The organism is Azospirillum endophyticum, from assembly GCF_016595245.1.
Lineage (GTDB): Bacteria > Pseudomonadota > Alphaproteobacteria > Azospirillales > Azospirillaceae > Azospirillum > Azospirillum endophyticum.
Genome location: NZ_JAENHM010000061.1, coordinates 26,082 through 44,569, shown reverse-complemented (window position 1 = coordinate 44,569; position 18,488 = coordinate 26,082). Strand labels below are relative to the sequence as shown.

Here is an 18,488-nt window from a genome sequence, read left to right as displayed (position 1 = left end):
GCATCCGGCGGATTTCCGGTCCTTACGCAGGGCAGACGTCGATCACCACCTTGCCGAATGGCCCCTTGTCCAGATGGTCGAGGGCCGCGGGCAGGTCGGCGAAGGAATAGTGGGAATCGATGACGGGCCGGATGCCGGTCTGGTCGACCGCCCGGACAAGGCGGGTCAGCGCTCGCCGGCTGCCGGTGCCGATGCCGTGGATGGTCACGTCCTTGAGCATGAGGGGCATGGCCGGCGCGCTGACCTCGAATCCGTCGAGCGCGCCGATCTGGCAGATGTGTCCGCCCACCGCGGCAAGCTGCACGGACTTGCCGAGATGCCGGCCGCCGATCACCTCGAGGATATGGTCGGCGCCCCGGTTTCCCGTGAGCCGGTAGATCGCCTCGACCCAGTCCTCCCGCTCGCTGTCGACATAATGGTCGGCACCCAGGGCCTTGGCACGCTCGGCGTTGCCCGCCTTTCCGGAGACGATGACCTCCGCGCCGTTCGCCTTGGCGATCTGCAAGCCGAACAGCGCCACGCCGCCGGTGCTGGGGATGAGCACGGTGTCGCCCGCCTGCACCCGGGCGCGCTCCACCAATGCGAACCAGGCGGTCAATCCGGCGCAGGGCAACGTCGCGGCCTGTGCGGAGTCCAGCGTCTTCGGTGCGGCGACGAACCACTCCTCCGACATCGCGACATAGTCCGCAAGCACGCCGGGATAGTGGCCGCCGAGGGTTCGGTAAGCCGGGGTTCGCGCATCGCCAGGACGAAGGCCGTCGATCCAGTCGGGGGTGAAGGTCGAAATCACCCGGTCGCCTTCCACAAAGCGGGTAACGCCCTGGCCGAGTGCGACGACCTCGCCGGCCAGATCGGAGCCGGGTGTGAAAGGAAATGCGAGCGGCAGGCCCCGGCCGCTCTCGATCACCATCTTGTCCCGGTGGTTCAAGGCCACCGCCGCCACCTTGACCAGCACCTCCCGCGGTCCCGGCGACGGGATCGACACCGATCTCAGCTCCAGTTTCTCCCGTCCGATGGCGTCGATCTCCCAACGCCGCATCCTGTTTTCCATGACACGTCCTTCCTCGATCCATGCCGGAGCGCTCATTCCAAGCGGCCGCTCCGGATCAGGAACTCAGTGTCGCGGAATCGATTGTAGGGGTTAATGCGCTATAATCGGCATGGGGTGTTGCATTCAGGAGCATCAATGTGAGGGGTGGAGATTTCAACGAACTGGCGGCGTTCCTCTGCGTCGCGGAGGAAAGGAGCTTCCGGCGCGCCGCCGAGCGGCTTGGGATGTCGCCCTCCGCTCTCAGCCACACGATCCGTGCGCTGGAGCAGCGTCTCGGCGCCCGGCTGCTCAACCGGACGACCCGGAGCGTCGCGCCGACGGAGGCGGGGCAAGTCCTGTTCGATCGCCTGAGGCCCGCCATCGAGGAGATCGGCGCGGCGGTGCGCGATGTCGGCGCCTGCCAAGCGCAGCCGCGGGGGCTGGTCCGGGTCAATCTGCCCCGTGTCGCGGCCCGCCTGCTGGTCACGCCGATGCTGCCGGCCTTCAGGGCAGCCTATCCGGACGTGCGGCTCGACCTGGTCATCGACGACAGCATCACCGACATCGTCGGGGCAGGGTTCGATGCCGGCATCCGGTCCGGCGGGCTGGTGCAGCAGGACATGATCGCCGTCAGGCTCACGCCGGAGCTGCGGATGGCCGTCGTCGGTTCGCCGGCCTATTTCGCCGGTCGGCCGCCGCCCGAACACCCCCAGGATCTGCGCGACCATCCGTGCCTCACCTACCGCTGGGACGATACCGGCGTCCTGCAGCGATGGGAGTTCCAGGGACCGGCCGGGGCCATCTTCGTCGCTGTCGAGAGCGTCATCACCGCCAACGAGACGGACTTCCTTCTGGATGCCGCAAGGCAAGGCGCCGGACTTGCCTATATCGAGGAAAATTCCGCGAAGCCTTCCATCGAGGACGGCGAACTCGTTCAGGTTCTCGGGGATTGGTGCAGGCCGTTTTCCGGCTTTCACCTGTACTACATCAACAGGCCGCACATGCCCGCGGCGCTGAGGGCTTTCGTCGATGCGATCAAGTCGTCGGTTTCGACGAACGGACACCGTCGACCTGCCGGCCCCGGCAGCGGGCGGGGCATGGCGTGATCCCCGGCAACGCTTGACCATGGGGGCAAGCCGGATCGCTTCTCCGGTTGGGTTCCGGCGCACTCGAAAGCCTCACGGGCGAAGCGACAGCAGGCGCAGGGCGTTGGCGGTGACCAGGACGGTGGCGCCGGTGTCGGCGAGGATCGCCGGCCACAGCCCGGTGATCCCGGCCACGGTGGTGACGAGGAACACGGCCTTCAGCCCCAGCGCCAGCACGATGTTCTGGCGGATGTTCGCCATGGTCCGGCGCGACAGGTGGACCATCGCCGCCACGTCGCCGACCCGGGCATGCAGGGCGGCGGCGTCGGCGGTTTCCAGCGCCACGTCGGTGCCGCCGCCCATGGCGATGCCGACGTCGGCGGCGGCCAGCGCCGGGGCGTCGTTGATGCCGTCGCCGACCTTGGCGACCCGCTCGCCGCGCGCCTGCAGGTCGCGGACGATGCGCTGCTTGTCCTCCGGCAGAAGCTCGGCATGGGGCTCCACCCCCAGCCTGTCCGCCACCGCCTTGGCGGTCCGCGCATTGTCGCCGGTCACCATCAGCGACCGGATTCCGGCCTCGCGCAGCGCCGCGATGCCGGCCGGCGCATCGGCCCTCGGCTCGTCGCGCATCGCCAGCAGGCCAGACGCAAGGCCGTCCACCAGCAGGACCGACACCGTCTTGCCCTCGCCGTTCAACGCGGCGATCCGCTCCGCCTGCTCCGGCGTCAACGGGGTCCGCTCGCCGGCGGCCCGCGGCGAGACCAGGGCCAGGTCCAGCCCGTCCAGCCGGCCCCGCACGCCCTTGCCGGCGAGCGCACCGGTGTCGGACGCCGCGGCGACGGTCAGGCCGGCCTCGGCGGCGGCGGCGAGGATCGCCTTGGCCAGGGGGTGGCTCGATCCGGCCTCCAGCGAGGCCGCCCGGGCCAGAAGCTCCCGCTCGCCGCCGGCGAAGGCGACCACGTCGGTCACCCGCGGCCTGCCCTCGGTCAGGGTGCCGGTCTTGTCGAAGGCGACCGTGGTGATGCGGCCCAGCGCCTCCAGCACGGCACCGCCCTTCATCAGCAGGCCGCGGCGCGCGCCGTTGGACAGGCCGGCGGCGATCGCCGCCGGGGTGGAGATCACCAGGGCGCAGGGGCAGCCGATCAGCAGGACCGCCAGCCCCTTGTAGACCCAGTCCCCCCAGCTTCCCCCGGCCAGCAGCGGCGGCAGCACGGCGACGAGCGCCGCCACCACCACGACCCCCGGCGTGTACCAGCGGGAGAAGCGGTCGATGAAGCGTTCGGTCGGCGCCTTGCTCTCCTGCGCCTCCTCGACCAGCCGGACGACGCGGGCGATGGTGTTGTCCTTCGCCGTGGCGCTCACCCGTACCCGCAGGGTGCCGTCGCCGTTGATGGTGCCGGCGAACACCCGGTCGCCTTCGCCCTTGCGCTTGGGCACGCTCTCACCGGTCACCGGCGCCTCGTCGAGCGCGCTGTCCCCGGACAGGATCACCCCGTCGGCCGCCACCCGGTCGCCCGGGCGCACCAGGATGACCGCGCCGACCTGCAGCCCCGACGCCGGCACCGTCCGGGTCCCGCCATCGCTCTCGACCAGGGCGCTGTCGGGCATCAGGCCGATCAGCCCCTGGATGCTGGCGCGCGCCCGGCCGGCAGCGACCCCTTCCAGCAATTCGCCGACCAGGAACAGGAAGACCACCGCCGTCGCTTCCTCCACCGCACCGATGACGACGGCGCCCACCGCCGCGATCGTCATCAGCATCTCGATCGAGAACGGCGTGCCGGCACCAGCGGCGGCGAAGGCGCGGCGCGCGATCGGCACCAGCCCGACCGCCATCGCCAGCAGGAAGGCCCATTGCGAAACGGCGGGAACCAGGGCGCCCACGACATAGGCGACGCCGAGCGCGAGGCCGGAGGCGAGCGCCAGCCGCGCCTTCGGCCGCCGCCACCAGGGAAGCTCGCCGAGCGTCGGGTCCGACCATTCGTCGGCACCATGGTCATGGCCGTGGGCGTGGCTATGGGCGTGATCATGGCCATGGTCATGACCATCCCCTTCGGCATGGGAATGGTCGTGGCCGCGGCAGGCATCCGTGCCATGGCTCGGCTCGGCGGCCACGCCGGTGGCCGTCAAGACCTCGGCAGGACCCGTCCGATAGCCCAGCCGGACGACGGGAGCGGTGATGGCGTCGCCGGCGGTCGACGGGTCGTGGGTGACGGTCATCGTGCCGTTGGGCACGGAGACCCGGACCTCATGCACCCCGGGAACCCGCCGCAGCGCGGTCTCGATCTTCGCGGCGCAGGAGCCGCAATCCATCCCGCCCACCCGGAAGCGGGTCCGCTGCCGGTCCGTCGGGGTGATGTCGTCGTCGGCGCTCATGGCGGGCTCCCTTGTCGATGTCCTGCCGCGACCGTACATTCTCCAGCGACTGGAGGATCAAGGGGGAAAATTCATCATGAGCACTCTGACGATCGGCGCCCTTTCGACGCAGGCCGGGGTGAAGATTCCGACCATCCGCTACTACGAGAGCATCGGGTTGCTGCGCCCCCCGTCACGGACCGACAGCAACCGCCGGACCTATGACGCCGCCGCGGTGCGCCGGCTGCGCTTCATCCGCCATGCCCGCGAACTGGGTTTCGAGGTCGACGCCATCCGCCAGCTGCTGACACTGGCCGACGATCCGGGACAGCCCTGCGAGGCGGCCGATGCCCTCGCCCGTGCCCATCTGGCCGACATCGAGTCGAAGATCCGGCGGCTGCAGGCGCTCCGGGCGGAGGTCCGGCAGATGGTGGACCAGTGCGAACAAGGGGAGGTGCGCAGCTGCCATGTGATCGAGGTGCTGGCCGACCATGCCCATTGCCTGCACGAGCATCATTGACGGCGGCATGCGGGTGCCGTCGTCATCCGGTGGAGGGCCGCTATCGGACATGGCTCTCCGTCCTGTGAGAAGGATGGGGTGCTTAACAGTCCTTTAAGGCTGGTTGGACTACCGGTGATCCTGCCCCCAACCGCTGAACCGGTCATCCCGCCAATGTTCGCCCGAGCACGCCTTGCAGCCGCCATCGTCGCCGTGGTGGCGCTGTCTTCCCTGTCGGTGCCGGCTGCGGCCAAGGCGGGGCGCAAGTCGGCGGCGCCGCGGCCGGTCGTCGCGGAATTCCTGATGGATGCGTCCAGCGGCGCCGTGTTGAGTGCCCGCAATGCCGACGTCTCGACCTATCCGGCGTCGCTGACCAAGATGATGACGCTGCTCCTGACCTTCGAGGCGCTCGACCGCGGCCAGCTCCGGCTCGACCAGCCGCTCCCGGTCTCCTATTACGCCACGACGATGGCGCCCTCCCGGCTCGGCGTCGTGCCGGGGGACAGCATCCGCGTCGAGGACGCGATCCTGGCGCTCAGCACCAAGTCGGCCAATGACGTCGCCGTGGTCCTCGGTGAGGCGATCGGCGGAAGCGAGGACGCCTTCGCGCAGGCGATGACCCGGCGGGCGCGCGAGATCGGGATGAAGCATACCGTTTTCCGCAACGCGTCCGGCCTGCCGGACCGCGAGCAGCGGACCACGGCGCGCGACATGGCGCTGCTGTCCCGGGAACTCATCCGCAGCCACGCGCGCTACTATCCGTATTTCAGCCGCCGCAGCTTCGACTGGCAGAATCAGACCGTATACGGCCACAACCGCCTGCTCGACCAGTATGACGGAATGGACGGGATCAAGACCGGCTACATCGCCGCCTCCGGCTTCAATCTGGCCGCTTCGGCCGCCCGCGACGGGCGCCGGCTGATCGCGGTGGTGCTGGGCGGCGAAAGCGCCAGGAAGCGGGACCGGCGCATCGTCGAACTCATGGACGCCGGCTTCCGCAACCAGGCCCCGGCGAAGCCGGAGGAGACGCTGGTGTCCGACGCCAAGCCGAAGGCCCGGCTTGCGGCGGCCGCCGGGACGGGCGGCTGGGCGATCCAGACCGGAGTCTACGGCAGCCAGCAGGCGGCCCGCCGGGATGCCGAGACCGCCCGGAAAAGCCTGGGCAGCCTGGCCGGCACGGCGAAGCCGGCGGTCCAGCGGTCGGGTGCGCAGTACAAGGCCCAGCTCGTCGGGTTCGACGCGGCGGCGGCGCGGTCCGCCTGCCGGAGCCTGAAGAAGGCGAAGACGGACTGCATCGCCATCCGGAAAACCTCCTGATCGTTCCGTTCCGCAGGGGCGGCATCCGGCCGGATCATGCCGCGGATCGTCCGGCGCCTTTCGCCTTCGTCCAGAAGGCGTCGGCGATGCGCTTCCCGTCGCTTTCCCGCAGGATGTCGACCCAGCGCATGCGCCGGTCCGCCCCGTCGCGGGCGCCGCAGCGGCGGACGATCAGCCGGTCGCCGGGGTTGACGTTGCCGTAATAGAAGATCTCGCGCTCGGAGGTGATCCAGTCCGGCCCCGCCGATCGTTCCAGTGCCCAGTCGGCCCGGTCCAGGATCGCCGGAAAGCTGGCGAAATAGAGGAAGCCGGCACCGTTGAAGTCGGCGGCCGGGCAGGGGTCGACGACAGTTTCGCCATCGGGGCGGCGCAGGTCGCGGCGGAAACCGCGATGAGTCTCCCAATTGTCCCGGCGGAAGCCCTGGCACAGCGAGGCGAAGGGCAGCCCCTCGGTGGGAGCGGGAGCGAAGAGCGGCGCCGGCTGCGGGACGGCGCGCAGAACGCTGTGATTGTCCCCCGCCACGGCCCGTTTCAGGAAGATCGATTGCAGCGTGACGGTGCCGACGGGGGCGCCGTTGGCATGGACGGTCTGGGTGCTCAGATACTGGGTCCGCGAGATCCGGACGATCCGGCCGGCGATGTCGAGCCGGTCATGTTCCGCCACCCGGTCGAGACAGGCGCCGGTCAGGGAGAGGCCGGTGAAGGTGGCGTAGAGCGTCGCGCCCTCGCCGTCGCGGAAGTCGGGCAGGGGCTGCCCGAACAGCTCCGCCAGCATCAGCCAGTGCCGGTGGCCGCAGTCCTTCAGCAGCCAGATTTCCGACAGCCCGTGCAGGGCGAGCTGCGGCATGCCGACCGTGACCGGCCGGACGATGTCCGCCGACGGGCCGGATGGCATGGGGCGGGTGAGGGCGACGGCCATGGCGGGGCTCCCCTTGCGGTCAGGTGAGGGCGACGACGGTGACCGTCGCCGCCGGATCGCCGGCGAAGCGGGCGGCCGCGACGTCGATGGCGGCGATCTGGCGGGCGGCCCGCGAACAGGGGAAGCCGAACTTGGCCGCCACGCGGTCGCTGGCGATGGTCAGGGCGGTGCGGCTGATGCGGACGAAATCGGCGAGGCCGTAGGTTTTCCCTTCTTCCAGATGGTCGCGGATCACCAGGGAGGGCGAATAGCAGTCGGACAGGCTGCCGTCGGGCCAGCGCACGCGGAAGATCATTTCAGGCATGGGACAGGCTCCTCCGCAGGGTCGGGAAACGGGTGTATTCGGCGACATGGCGTGCGGCGCAGGCTTCCCAGCCGAAGCCGGCCGCCCTTGCCAAGCCGGCGGCGCGCAGGGCCTGCGCCCGGCGCGGCTCCAGCACGGCCAGCATCGCCCGTGCGATGTCGCCGCCGTCGAGCGGATCGACCCATAGGGCGTCGCCGGGTTCGAGATGTTCGGTGAAGGGGGCGATGGCCGGCACGATGGTCGGGGTGCCGCAGGCCATCGCCTCCAGCACCGCCAGCCCGAATCCCTCGCGCAGGGAGGGGAAGACCAGCGCGTCGGCCAGCCGGTAGAGCGCCGGCATCGCCGCGTCGGGAAACGGTCCGGTGCGGATGATGGCTCCGCCGGGACCGGTGGGAAGGGCGTCGGCGGCGATGCGCGCTTCGAACGCCAGCAATTCCGGGCTGTGGTCGAGCAGCGAGGCGCCGCCGGCGACAACCAGCTGCGCGTCGGGGCGGTCGTGCCGGACCTCGCGGAAGGCATCGAGGATCCTGACGCTGTTCTTGCGCGCCTCGACCCCGCCGACCGACAGGAAGACCGGGCCACCGGTCAGGCCGAGACGGCTGCGCCATTTCACGTCCTCCGCTGCGGAAACCGGGGTGAAGCGGCTGCGGTCGACGCCGTTGCCGACGATGGCCGCGTCGATGCCGTGGTCCTGTACCAGGGCGTCCCGCCACAGCCGGCTGACGCACAGCACCCGGTCGGCGGAGCGGATCGCCCGCAATTGCAGGGCGTCGACCACCGGGTCGCCGAAGCCGTCGATGTGGTGGACGGTGTAGAGATAGCCGGAAATCCGCCCCCGGTCGTGCAGGTCGGCGAGCGCGTTGCCGCTGATGCCGTCCTGGGCGTGGTAGAGGTCGAACCGCGCCGCGCCGGGCTGGGCGAAGAAGGCGACATAGTCGGCGATCCGCGCCTCGACCAGCGCCCGCAGCCCGGCGTCGCGCGGGACCGGGCGGGCCGGCACGCCGACCGTTGCGCAGCGGGTCGTCCGGAAGAAGCCGCGTCCCGCCGGGTCGGGCGCATGCACCACGGCATGGTGGCCGAGCGCGGTCAGCGCGTCTGCCAGTTCCAGCGCATGGACGACGCCGCCGCGCGGGTTGGTGGAATGGGCGAGGATGGCGACGGACAGCGTCATGACCGCGCCTTCGCCGGCAGGCCGGCCGTGCCGCAGCCGATCAGCGGCCGATCGGCGAAATCCCACAGCGGCACCGCGTCCGTGCCGTCAGTCAGCGTGACCCGCCGTCCTTCCAGCACCTCGCCGATGGTCGTGCAGGCCAAGCCGCGGGCGTGAAAGCGGGCGGCGACCGCTGCCTCATGCTCCGGCGCCACGCTCAGCAGGAAGCCGAAGCTGGGGAAGGACAGCAGCCAGCGGTCGAGCGGCACGTCCTCGGGCTTCGGCACGGCGCCGACATCGATGACGGCGCCGACGCCGGAGCATTCCAGCAGCATCAACGCCGTGCCGACGGTCCCCGCCATGCTGATGTCCTTGGCGGCACGGCACAGCCCGTCCTCCGCCAGCCCCGGCAGCAGGGCGAGGTCGCCGCGCAGCCGCTCCGGCGGGGCGGCGGTGGCGGCATCGAAGAAGGGGTTGGGTTCGTGATAGCGGCCGCGCAGATCCACCGTCATCATTAGTTGGTCGCCCGGCTGGGCGGCGAAGCTGGTCAGCAGCGGCCCGGCCCGCCCGACGATCGACACCGCCAGCTGCGGCCGGTCGCTGCGGCTGTTGGTGTGGCCGCCGACGACGGGCACGCCATAGGCGGCCGAGGCGGCGCGCAGCCCGTCGAGGATCGGCCGGGCCTGCGCCTCGCCGCAGCTCCACAGCGCATCGACGATGGCGAGCGGCCGGCCGCCCATCGCCGCGATGTCGCTGACATTGACCATCACGCCGCACCAGCCGGCGAACCAGGGCTCCGCCGCGACGAAGCCGTTGACGAAGCCCTCGGCCGCGACCAGCAGATGGCCGTCGCCATCGGGAAGAGCGGCGCAGTCGTCGCCGACCGGCACCGCTCCGGCCCCTGCTACCACTCCGCCGACGCCGAGCGCGCCGACCACCGCGGCGATGTCGGCCTTGTGGGCGAAGCCGGGGCTGGCGCGCAGCCGGTCGGCCAGCTCCGACAGGGCCAGTTCCGACAAGGAGGGAACGGCGGCGCTCATGCCGCCCGCCGCGCCAGCGTCAGGAAGCCGGCCGCGCCGTCATGGATCGGCGGGTAATGGGCGAGATCGGCCTCCATATGGTGGTGCGGCCGGCCGTGCAGGTCCATCTCCGCCAGCGTGCGCCAGCGCAGCCGGCGGAACAGCAGGGCGTTCCGGCTCTGCACCAGGGCGTGGAAGCGGGTGCAGCCGCGCGCCGTCGCCGTGCAGACCGCCATGCGGATCAGCGACGCCCCCAGCGACCCCGCCCGCCGGTGGTCCGCCGCCACCGCCAGCCGGGAGCCGATCCATTCGCCGGGGGCCGGGCCCGGTTCCGGTTGGTGGATGCGGACGGTGCCGACCACCCGGTCCGGCATGCCGCAAAGCTCGGACAGGGCGACGATGGTCAGCGCCCGGTCGTCGATGGCGTCGCGGTCGTCGCCGTCGAACAGGCCCTGCTCGACGCAGAAGACCTGCCGGCGCAGGGCCGCCGCCTGCCGCAGTTCCCAGCCTTCGGTCGCATGCTTGATGCGGTGGAGACCGGGAACGAAGGGCCGTTCCGGGAGCGGGTTCGCGATGACGGAAAACAGCGGGCTGTCATGTGTCGTCGTTTCTGCCATGGGGACAGGCTCCCTGCGAGGGCGGAACGGGGGTCAGGCGGCGACCGGCTGGCGGGCGTCGATGCGGGCGCGCATCACCTCGGCCAGATAGGCCGAATCCTCGGCCACCCCCAGGAAGCGGCCCGAACCCCAGGTGTTCAGCCAGGGCAGTCCGATGAAATAAAGCCCATCCACCGGCGACACGCCGCGCCGGAACTTCGGGTTGCCGCGGCCGTCGAAGGCCGGCAGCTCGATCCAGCCATAGTTGGGGCGGAAGCCGATGGCCCAGACGATGGCCGAGATGCCCTCGGCGGCGCAGTCGATGACGTCCGGGATGGCGTCCGGCGCCCAGACCGGGACGAAGGGCGGTTCCTCCGGCGCGTCGAGGCCGGCCCTGGCGATGTAGGCGTCGATGTCGCGGCGGATGGAAACGTAGACCTCGTCGGCATCGTCGAGATTCTTCGCCAGATCGTCGGCGAAGCGCACCGTCGTGCCGTCCATCCCGGCCATGCTGCCATGGAGCTTCACGCCTTGCAGGGCGAAGCGGCGCAGGTCGATCTCATGACCGCCGGCGCGGCCGGACATATAGTGGTTGGTCTTCTCCTTGGCGCGGTCGCCCAGCGGGTGCTTGTCGACCGTCAGCTGGTAATAGCCCATCTCCATCAGCCATTCGGTCGCATCCTTGCCACGGTAGCGGCGGGGGGAGCGCGGGGCGGGGCCGACGCAGAGATGCACCTGCCGGCCGGCGATATAGAGATCCTCCATGATCTGCACGCCCGACTGGCCGGATCCGACCACCAGCACGGCGCCCGGCGGCAGCTGGTCCGGGTTGCGGTAGTCGACCGAATGCATCTGGACGATGTCGCGCGACAGGGCATGGGCATAGGGCGGGACGATCGGGATGTCGTAGCCGCCGGTCGCCACCACCACCTGATCGGCGGTCATCGGCCCGTCGCTGGTCTCCAGATCGAAACCACCATGCGTGCCGCGCGACAGGCGGGTGACGGCGACGCCTTCGCGGATCGGCGGCTTCACCATCTCGGCGAAACCCTCCAGGTAGGAGACGATCTCGTCCTTCACCATGTAGCCGGTGGGATCGGCCCCCCGATAGGGGTAGTCGGGCAGGCGGCACTGCCAGTTGGGCGTGACGAGGCAGAAGCTGTCCCAGCGGTCGTTGCGCCAGGAATGGCCGATCCGGTTCTTCTCCAGCACCAGATGCTCGACGCCCTGCTTCTTCAGATTGTGGCTGACCGACAGGCCGGCCTGTCCGCCGCCGACGATGACGACCGGGACATGGGGAACGCTGGTCATGAGAAACACTCCGGGGAAAGGGTCAGTCTTCGAAGAGCGACAGGGCGGAACAGGCGCCGCATTTGCCGCAGCCGGCTTTGCTGTCGGAGGCCCGCATGCCGGCGCGCTTCAGCATGCCGCCGACGGCGGACAGCAGGTCGTGCATGAAGGCGGGGGGCGGGGCGGGGTGGTCCTCCAGCGGCGTGCCGGAAACCGGGACGAAGGGGACGACGAAGGGATAGACACCCATCCCGATCAGCCGCTCCGCCATGGCGAGGATCGCCTCGCGGCTGTCGCCCAGCCCGGCCAGGATGTAGGTCGACACCTGCCCGCGGCCGAAGACCGGCACCGCCGCCTCGAAGGCCGAGTAGTAGCGCTCCAGCGGGACGCTGGCCTTGCCGGGCATGATGCGGGCGCGCACCTCCGGCGTCACCGCCTCCAGATGCATGCCGAGCGTGTCGATGCCGGCGTCGCGCAGGCGGGCGAACCAGCGGTCGTCGTCGGGCGGCTCGCACTGGCCCTGGATCGGCAGGTCGACCGCCGCCTTCACCGCGGCGGCGCTCTCGCACAGGATGGCGGCGCCGCGGTCGGGGGTGGCCGGTGTGCCGGTGGTCATCACCATGTGGCGGACGCCGTCCAGCAGGACGGCGGCCCGCGCCACCTCGGCGAGCTGTTCCGGCGTTTTGCGGGCGATGGTCCGTCCTGCCGCCAGCGACTGGCCGATGGAACAGAACTGGCAGGTCTTGGTCCGGCTCTGGTAGCGGATGCAGGTTTGCAGAACCGTGGTCGCCAGCACGTCGGCGCCGTGCAGGACGGCGATCTTGGAATAGGGGATTCCGTCCATGGTCTGCAGCGCGTGGAAGCGCGGCTGGCGCGGAAAGGTCACCCGTCCCATCGCCACCCCGTCGCGCCGCACCAAGCTGGCGCCGTCGGCGCCCGGCGGCTCGGCGATATAGGGGGAAGAGAAGGCACCGGCGGTGTGGACCGGCACCATCACCGTGCGGCCGTCCACCGTCATCGCCTTGTGGTCGCTGGGACCGGCGCCGCCGCGGCGGCTGGGGGCGCCGGCCCGCGGATCGGCCAGACGGACGCCGAAGGATTGCAGTTCGGTGATCAGCCGGCTAGCGGGCAAGCTGGAGGAGCTGGGCGTCGTCATGGTCGGCCTCGGTCTTCTGAGGGGAGGGGATGGGCGCCGTCGCCTGGGCGGTCGTCGTCATCGGCACGGCGGGACGGTTGTCGAGATGGAGCGACAGCAGCTCCGGCCGGGCGTAGTGGCCGACCGAATCCATCATCCGCTTGCGCTTGGTGATCAGGGCCATGTCGAGGTCGGCAACCAGGATGCCCTCGCCCGAGGTCAGCGGCGGCACGACATGGGTGCCTTCCGGCGAGACGATGGCGGTCATGCAGCCGCCGCGCAGCGCCTTCTGCAAGCCGGCGTCGGGGGTGATCGACTGGATCTGGTCGTCGGTCAGCCAGCCGGTGGCGTTCACTACGAAGCAGCCGGATTCCAGCGCGTGGTGGCGGATGGTGACCTCGATCTGGTCGGCGAAGATCTGGCCGACCAGCGAGCCGGGGAACTGGGCGACGTGGATTTCCTCGTGCTGGGTCATCAGGGCATAGCGGGCCAGCGGGTTGTAATGTTCCCAGCAGGCCAGCGCGCCGACCCGGCCGACGGCGGTGTCGACGACGGTCAGCCCGGCGCCGTCGCCCTGGCCCCAGATCATGCGCTCGTGATAGGTCGGGGTGATCTTGCGCCGCTTCAGTACCAGCCGGCCGTCGGCGTCGAACACCAGCTGGGTGTTGTAGAGCGAGCCGTGGTCGCGCTCGTTCACCCCCAGCACCACCACCACGCCATGGGCGCGGGCGGCGGCGGCGACCGCCTCGGTGACCGGGCCGGGAACGACGACCGCGCGCTCGTAGAGCCGCAGATGGTCGGCGCCGGCCAGGACGGGCGGACGCACGAAGGAGAAATAGGGATAGTAGGGGACGAAGGTCTCCGGGAAGACGACCAGCGCCGCCCCTTGCGCCGCGGCGTCGGCGATCGCCCGGCACACCCGCTCCACTGTCCCGTCCGCGCTCTCCAGGTCGGGGGCGATCTGCACCGCCGCCACCCGGACCGTTCTTTTCTCCATCATGCTCCGCCCTCCAGACTTACGCTCGCAGCGCCGTTACAGCGTCCAGGTGTTCAGAATGAATGCATTCGCTTTGCGGTGAAACAGGACGATGTCCAGCACGTCCAGCGGATTGATCGGGCGCACGCCGGGGATCAGCGCCCCTTCACCATGGCCGTAGAGCGCCTGGAGCGCGAAGCGGCAGGCATAGACCTTGCCGCCCTCCTCCATGAACTTGACGATCTGCTTGTTCATCGCCTGATGGCCCGGAAACGCTTCGTCGCCCAGGGTCGGGAAGCCGCGCTGCACGCCCAGCGTGACGCCGGGGCCGTAGAGCAGGACCGAGGTCTCGAACCCCTTGCGCAGCAGCCGGGTCGCCTGCAGCAGGTTGACCAGCCCGATGGACCCTTCGAACGCCACGGTGTGGAAGGTGACCAGAGCCTTTTCCCCCGGCTCGGCCTTGACGTCCTCGAACACCTTTTCCTCATAATCCACCAGGACGTCGCCGGTCTGGTTTTGCGGCTTGGTGACGGCAGGCATGGATCGCACTCCTTTATTGGTCTCGGCGTCTTCGGGATCGACGCCCCCGGCGCCGGACTGTCCGCTCCTGGCGTGACGGCGTCCGGCATCCAGTCATCAGCAAAGTGCGTGCCAGTCACTTATCCTGTCATTTTTCCGGCGGAACTTCTAGATTTCCATACAATCAACGCCGCGACCGCGTATAATGACTGCGTTCAAGAGGGCGGCTTCCGCTCAATGATCGGGCTGTGAGTGGCGAATTTTTGACCAATCGGCCAGACTGCCCATGATTTGAGCGGGTTTTTCGTCTCGACGCGATGCTGTTCCGCAAAGTGCGGGGGAGAAGACGCCGGGGGTGCGGCATGCAGCGTGGGATGATCGAAATGGCCGGAAACAAAGGGCCGCGGGACTTTGTCGCGGCGTCGGAGCTGGTGGTTGCCACGGGTGGGGTGGGGCGCTTAGGATGCGCCGTCCCGTCCGGGGCGGGGTGCCTTCGGAACGGGCGCTGCATATTTTGGATCCATGCGCTGGACGTGGTTTGAATGCAAACGCTGCAAGGTCAGTCTCTCTCTCCCGTCGGGCGCCCGCACCCCTGGCATGCGGTGATCCACGGCAGCGACAAGCCGCGCTACGTCGCGATCGCCGACGTCATCGCCGACGACATGCTCAACGGCCGGCTACCGCCCGGTGCCCGGCTGCCGGCGCAGCGGGTGCTGGCCGAAGCGCTGGAGGTCGATTTCACCACGGTCGCCCGCGGCTATCAGGAGGCGCAGCGGCGCGGCCTGATCGAATCCCGCGTCGGCGCAGGCACCTTCGTCCGTGACGGGGCGGGGGCGGCCCCTTGCGCTCCGGAAGCGCTGCCGACCGCGGATGCCATCATTCCTGCCGCCCAGCCGCCTGCCCGGTCCACCGCGCGTTGTTCCGCCGACCTGTCGATGAACCTGCCGCCGGACATCGACGATCCGGAACTGTTGGCGCGCATGCGCGCCGGTCTGGCAGAGGTCGGGCAGGATCTGGTCGATCTGCTGCGCTACCAGGAATTCGGCGGCGCCGAACAGGACCGGCAGGCCGGCGTCGACTGGCTGGCGCTGCGCGGCCTGCCGGTGCGGGCGGAGCGGCTGCTGGTCTGTGCCGGCACCCACAGCGCCCTGCATGCGGTGCTGGGCGCGCTGGCAAAGCCGGGCGACCGCATCTGCGCCGAGGATCTCACCTATCCCGGCCTGCGCGGGCTGGCGGCGCAGCTCGGGCTGGAGGTGGTCGGCCTGCCGATGGACCAGGACGGCATCCTGCCCGACGCCTTCGCCGAGGTCTGCCGCACCCGTCCGCCCAAGGCGCTCTACTGCAACCCGACCCTGCAGAACCCGACCACCGTCACCCTGTCGGCGGAACGCCGTCAGGCCCTGGTCAACATCGCCCGCCAGTATGGCGTCGCCATCGTCGAGGACGACGCCTATGGCGCGCTGCCGGTCGGCGGGCCGGTTCCCATGGCGGCCCTGGCCCCGGACCTCGTCTTCTATATCGGTGGTCTGGCGAAGGTCCTGGGGGCCGGCCTGCGCGTCGCCTATCTGGTGGTTCCGGAGGCGCGCCATGTCTGGCAGCTGTCCGCCTTCCTGCGGGCGACGACGGTGATGGCCTCGCCGCTGACCGTGGCGCTGGCGACCCGCTGGATCGGCGACGGCACGGCGCAGGCGATCCTGGCGGCCATCCGGGCGGAATCGACGCTGCGACAGACGATCGCCCGCGGCACCCTACCGGGACCGGCCCCGCGCTCCAGGCCGGAGGCCTTCCATTACTGGCTGCCGCTGCCCGCGGGATGGAGCCGGTCGAGCTTCGCCGCGACCCTGCGCGGGGCGAAGCTCGGCATCGTCGTCAGCGACGCCTTTTCGGTGAACAGCCCGGCACCGGAGGCGGTGCGGCTGTGCCTGGGTGGCTGCGACCGCGACGAGACCCGCGGCGCGCTCGACATGATCGCCCACACCCTGTCGCGTCCGCCGGAACTGGCCTCCGTTTTCCTGTGAGGGGGTTGCGAACCGTTGGGTGAGGTTCCTGACGACAGCCGTGCGACCGCGCGGTTGGGTCTATTCCAGTTATCTGTAGGTGTGGTTGATCGGCGCACCCGCCGGATGTCAGGGTAAATCCGAGGAAGCGGATCCCGCGTCACCTCCTTTGCCATGACCGGGCTCGGGACCGGCGCGGCGCAACGCTTCCGATTGGAATTGCGGAGCCGGCGGCGATGGCGAGCGATGCAACCTCGACGGCATGGCTTGAGACATGCGGGCGGGCATTGCGGCCTCGCCGGGGCCTCGACCGCCGCCTTCATCGCGGTGGAGGTCCTGCAAGCCTGTTTCGACGACCGGCTGACTCCGGACGGGTGGCTGGACGGGCTGAAGAGGATCATTCCAAGCTACGGGATCGACCTCCGGCGGAACGCGACCGCCTGCCGCGACATCCCAGCCGCCACCGCCGGGGCCCTCAAGCTCGCGTTCGTCCGAGGACGGGCTTCCCGTCCGCGACCATCAACCCCAGGGGCATTCGACCATGACGCAGAAAGTCGCCGACCTGATCATCGACATCCTCGCTGCGACGGGCGTGCGCCGCATCTACGGCGTCGTCGGCGACAGCCTGAACGGGCTCACCGACTCGCTCCGCCGCAAGGGCGGCATCGACTGGGTGCATGTGCGCCATGAAGAGGTCGCCGCCTTCGCCGCCGGTGCGGAGGCCGCCCTGACCGGCGAGCTGGCGGTCTGCGCCGGCTCCTGCGGGCCCGGCAACCTCCACCTCATCAACGGGCTCTACGATTGCCACAGGACGCGCGTACCGGTTCTGGCGATCGCCGCGCAGATCCCGTCGGCCGAGATCGGCCGCAACTATTTCCAGGAGACCAAGCCGGAGGAACTCTTCCGCGGCTGCAGCGACTTCTGCGAGACGGTCTCGCATCCCTCGCAGCTGCCGGGAGTGCTGGAGGCGGCCGTCCGCAGCGCGCTCGGGCGGCGCAGCGTCTCGGTCATCGTCATTCCGGGCGACATTGCCCTGGAGGAGTTCGAGGCGCCCTTCTCGGCGCCGGCGGCACTCGCCATCCGCCGGCCGGTCACGGTTCCCGCCGTCGAGGAGGTCGAGGCGCTGGCCGAGTTGCTCAATGCCGGCAGCCGCGTCACGCTGTTCTGCGGCCGCGGCTGCCAGGGCGCGCACGAGCCGCTGATCAAGCTGGCGGAGACGCTGAAGGCGCCGATCGTCCACGCGCTCGGCGGCAAGGAGCATGTCGAGTGGGACAATCCCTATGACGTCGGGCTGACCGGCATGCTGGGATTCTCCTCCGGCTACCGGGCGATGAAGGAGTGCGACACCCTGCTGATGCTCGGCACGGATTTCCCGTACCGGCAGTTCTATCCGACGGATGCGAAGATCGCGCAGGTCGACCTCCGCGCCGAAAATCTCGGCCATCGAACGACGCTCGACCTTGCGCTGGTCGGCGACGTGAAGGCGACGATCGAGGCGCTGCTGCCACGCCTCACGGTCAAGTCCGACGACGCGCACCTCGCCGGCAGCCTCGCCAACTACCGCGCCGCGCGCGAGGGGCTGGACGACCTCGCCACCGGCAAGCCGGGCCGCAAGCCGATCCATCCGCAATATCTCACCCGGCTGCTCAGCGAGCAGGCGTCGGATGATGCGGTGTTCACCTTCGACGTCGGCACGCCGACCGTGTGGGCGGCACGCTACCTCCGGATGAACGGACGGCGCCGCATGATCGGCTCGCTGTCGCATGGATCGATGGCCAATGCGATGCCGCAGGCGATCGGCGCCCAGGCGGCCTTCCCCGGACGCCAGGTGATCAGCCTGTCGGGCGACGGTGGATTCACCATGCTGATGGGCGATTTCCTGACCCTCAACCAGCAGAAGCTCCCGGTCAAGGTGGTGGTCTACAACAACGGCTCGCTCGGCTTCGTCGCGCTGGAGATGAAGGGGGCGGGCTTCCTGGAGACCGGCACCGATTTGCAGAACCCCGACTTCGCCGCCATGGCGCGGGCGACCGGCGTCCATGCGATCCGCGTCGAGGATCCGGGCGAACTCGACGCCGCGATCCGCGACGTGCTCGCCCATCCGGGGCCGGCTCTGCTCGACGTCGTCGTGGCGCCGCAGGAACTGGCGCTGCCGCCGACGATCGGGCCGGCGCAGGTGAAGGGCTTCGGCCTGTGGGCCTTGCAGGCTGTGATGAACGGGCGGGGCGACGAGCTGATCGATCTCGCCCGCACCAACCTTCTGCGCTGACGTCCGCTGCGGCGGCCGAAGGTCACGCGTC

At 70.1% G+C, this 18,488-nt stretch carries 16 protein-coding genes and 1 pseudogene; 6 read left to right on the top strand and 11 right to left on the bottom strand.

Going from position 1 to position 18,488, the window contains the following annotated elements:
* Nucleotides 1-22: 22 nt before the first annotated feature.
* The gene (locus JHL17_RS23260) at nucleotides 23-955 is read right to left on the bottom strand and encodes a zinc-dependent alcohol dehydrogenase family protein (RefSeq protein WP_345773864.1); all 933 of its coding nucleotides are present in this window, start codon (nucleotides 953-955) and stop codon (nucleotides 23-25) included.
* Between the two features lie 233 nt (nucleotides 956-1,188).
* Here JHL17_RS23260 and JHL17_RS23255 point away from each other — a divergent pair, with 233 nt between their 5' ends.
* On the top strand, nucleotides 1,189-2,136 hold the full coding sequence (locus JHL17_RS23255; RefSeq protein WP_200196842.1) for a LysR substrate-binding domain-containing protein: 948 nt from the start codon (nucleotides 1,189-1,191) through the stop codon (nucleotides 2,134-2,136).
* A gap of 72 nt (nucleotides 2,137-2,208) precedes the next feature.
* Here JHL17_RS23255 and JHL17_RS23250 read toward each other — a convergent pair whose 3' ends face one another.
* Nucleotides 2,209-4,488 (bottom strand): heavy metal translocating P-type ATPase, encoded by a 2,280-nt coding sequence (locus JHL17_RS23250; RefSeq protein ID WP_200196841.1) that lies wholly within the window; start codon nucleotides 4,486-4,488, stop codon nucleotides 2,209-2,211.
* Between the two features lie 76 nt (nucleotides 4,489-4,564).
* Between JHL17_RS23250 and JHL17_RS23245 the strand changes: the two genes are divergently transcribed.
* Nucleotides 4,565-4,987, top strand: a complete 423-nt coding sequence (locus tag JHL17_RS23245) for a MerR family transcriptional regulator (protein WP_200196839.1) — start codon at nucleotides 4,565-4,567, stop codon at nucleotides 4,985-4,987.
* A 153-nt stretch (nucleotides 4,988-5,140) separates the two neighbouring features.
* Nucleotides 5,141-6,283: a D-alanyl-D-alanine carboxypeptidase family protein gene (locus JHL17_RS23240; protein WP_200196837.1), complete on the top strand. Its 1,143-nt coding sequence runs from the start codon at nucleotides 5,141-5,143 to the stop codon at nucleotides 6,281-6,283.
* A gap of 34 nt (nucleotides 6,284-6,317) precedes the next feature.
* Here the strand turns inward: JHL17_RS23240 and JHL17_RS23235 are convergent, their stop codons facing one another.
* Genes JHL17_RS23235 through JHL17_RS23195 form a run of 9 tightly spaced genes read right to left on the bottom strand, consistent with a single transcriptional unit; the run spans nucleotide 6,318 to nucleotide 14,212 of the window.
* Nucleotides 6,318-7,202: a Pnap_2097 family protein gene (locus tag JHL17_RS23235; RefSeq protein WP_200196835.1), complete on the bottom strand. Its 885-nt coding sequence runs from the start codon at nucleotides 7,200-7,202 to the stop codon at nucleotides 6,318-6,320.
* A gap of 19 nt (nucleotides 7,203-7,221) precedes the next feature.
* Nucleotides 7,222-7,506 carry an MSMEG_0570 family nitrogen starvation response protein gene (locus tag JHL17_RS23230; protein ID WP_200196833.1) on the bottom strand — a complete coding sequence of 95 codons (285 nt, stop codon included), beginning with the start codon at nucleotides 7,504-7,506 and terminating at the stop codon, nucleotides 7,222-7,224.
* Entirely contained in the window at nucleotides 7,499-8,677 is a 1,179-nt protein-coding gene (locus tag JHL17_RS23225; protein ID WP_200196831.1) for an MSMEG_0565 family glycosyltransferase, read from the bottom strand. Before JHL17_RS23225 ends, JHL17_RS23230 begins: the two co-directional genes overlap by 8 nt.
* Nucleotides 8,674-9,696: a sll0787 family AIR synthase-like protein gene (locus JHL17_RS23220; RefSeq protein ID WP_200196829.1), complete on the bottom strand. Its 1,023-nt coding sequence runs from the start codon at nucleotides 9,694-9,696 to the stop codon at nucleotides 8,674-8,676. Before JHL17_RS23220 ends, JHL17_RS23225 begins: the two co-directional genes overlap by 4 nt.
* Nucleotides 9,693-10,292 carry an MSMEG_0567/Sll0786 family nitrogen starvation N-acetyltransferase gene (locus JHL17_RS23215; protein ID WP_200196827.1) on the bottom strand — a complete coding sequence of 200 codons (600 nt, stop codon included), beginning with the start codon at nucleotides 10,290-10,292 and terminating at the stop codon, nucleotides 9,693-9,695. Before JHL17_RS23215 ends, JHL17_RS23220 begins: the two co-directional genes overlap by 4 nt.
* A gap of 33 nt (nucleotides 10,293-10,325) precedes the next feature.
* Nucleotides 10,326-11,582: an MSMEG_0569 family flavin-dependent oxidoreductase gene (locus JHL17_RS23210; protein ID WP_200196825.1), complete on the bottom strand. Its 1,257-nt coding sequence runs from the start codon at nucleotides 11,580-11,582 to the stop codon at nucleotides 10,326-10,328.
* Nucleotides 11,583-11,604: 22 nt separating this feature from the next.
* Entirely contained in the window at nucleotides 11,605-12,717 is a 1,113-nt protein-coding gene (locus JHL17_RS23205) for an MSMEG_0568 family radical SAM protein (RefSeq protein ID WP_200196822.1), read from the bottom strand.
* Nucleotides 12,683-13,696 carry a Nit6803 family nitrilase gene (locus tag JHL17_RS23200; protein WP_200196820.1) on the bottom strand — a complete coding sequence of 338 codons (1,014 nt, stop codon included), beginning with the start codon at nucleotides 13,694-13,696 and terminating at the stop codon, nucleotides 12,683-12,685. The genes JHL17_RS23205 and JHL17_RS23200 overlap by 35 nt, the downstream gene beginning before the upstream one ends.
* Nucleotides 13,697-13,729: 33 nt before the next feature.
* Nucleotides 13,730-14,212, bottom strand: coding sequence for an MSMEG_0572/Sll0783 family nitrogen starvation response protein (locus tag JHL17_RS23195; RefSeq protein ID WP_200196818.1), 483 nt, complete (start codon nucleotides 14,210-14,212; stop codon nucleotides 13,730-13,732).
* Nucleotides 14,213-14,733: 521 nt separating this feature from the next.
* On the opposite strand from JHL17_RS23195, the gene JHL17_RS23190 reads away from it, so the two are divergent.
* The 3 genes and pseudogenes from JHL17_RS23190 to poxB all read left to right on the top strand — a co-directional run bounded on the left by JHL17_RS23190 (nucleotide 14,734) and on the right by poxB (nucleotide 18,457).
* On the top strand, nucleotides 14,734-16,209 hold the full coding sequence (locus JHL17_RS23190) for an aminotransferase-like domain-containing protein (protein WP_200196816.1): 1,476 nt from the start codon (nucleotides 14,734-14,736) through the stop codon (nucleotides 16,207-16,209).
* A gap of 153 nt (nucleotides 16,210-16,362) precedes the next feature.
* Nucleotides 16,363-16,659, top strand: a pseudogene (locus JHL17_RS37245) (malate:quinone oxidoreductase); the annotation flags it as partial.
* A gap of 70 nt (nucleotides 16,660-16,729) precedes the next feature.
* Complete coding sequence (gene poxB, locus JHL17_RS23180; RefSeq protein ID WP_200196814.1) at nucleotides 16,730-18,457, top strand: ubiquinone-dependent pyruvate dehydrogenase; 1,728 nt, start codon at nucleotides 16,730-16,732, stop codon at nucleotides 18,455-18,457.
* The last annotated feature ends 31 nt before the right edge of the window (nucleotides 18,458-18,488 follow it).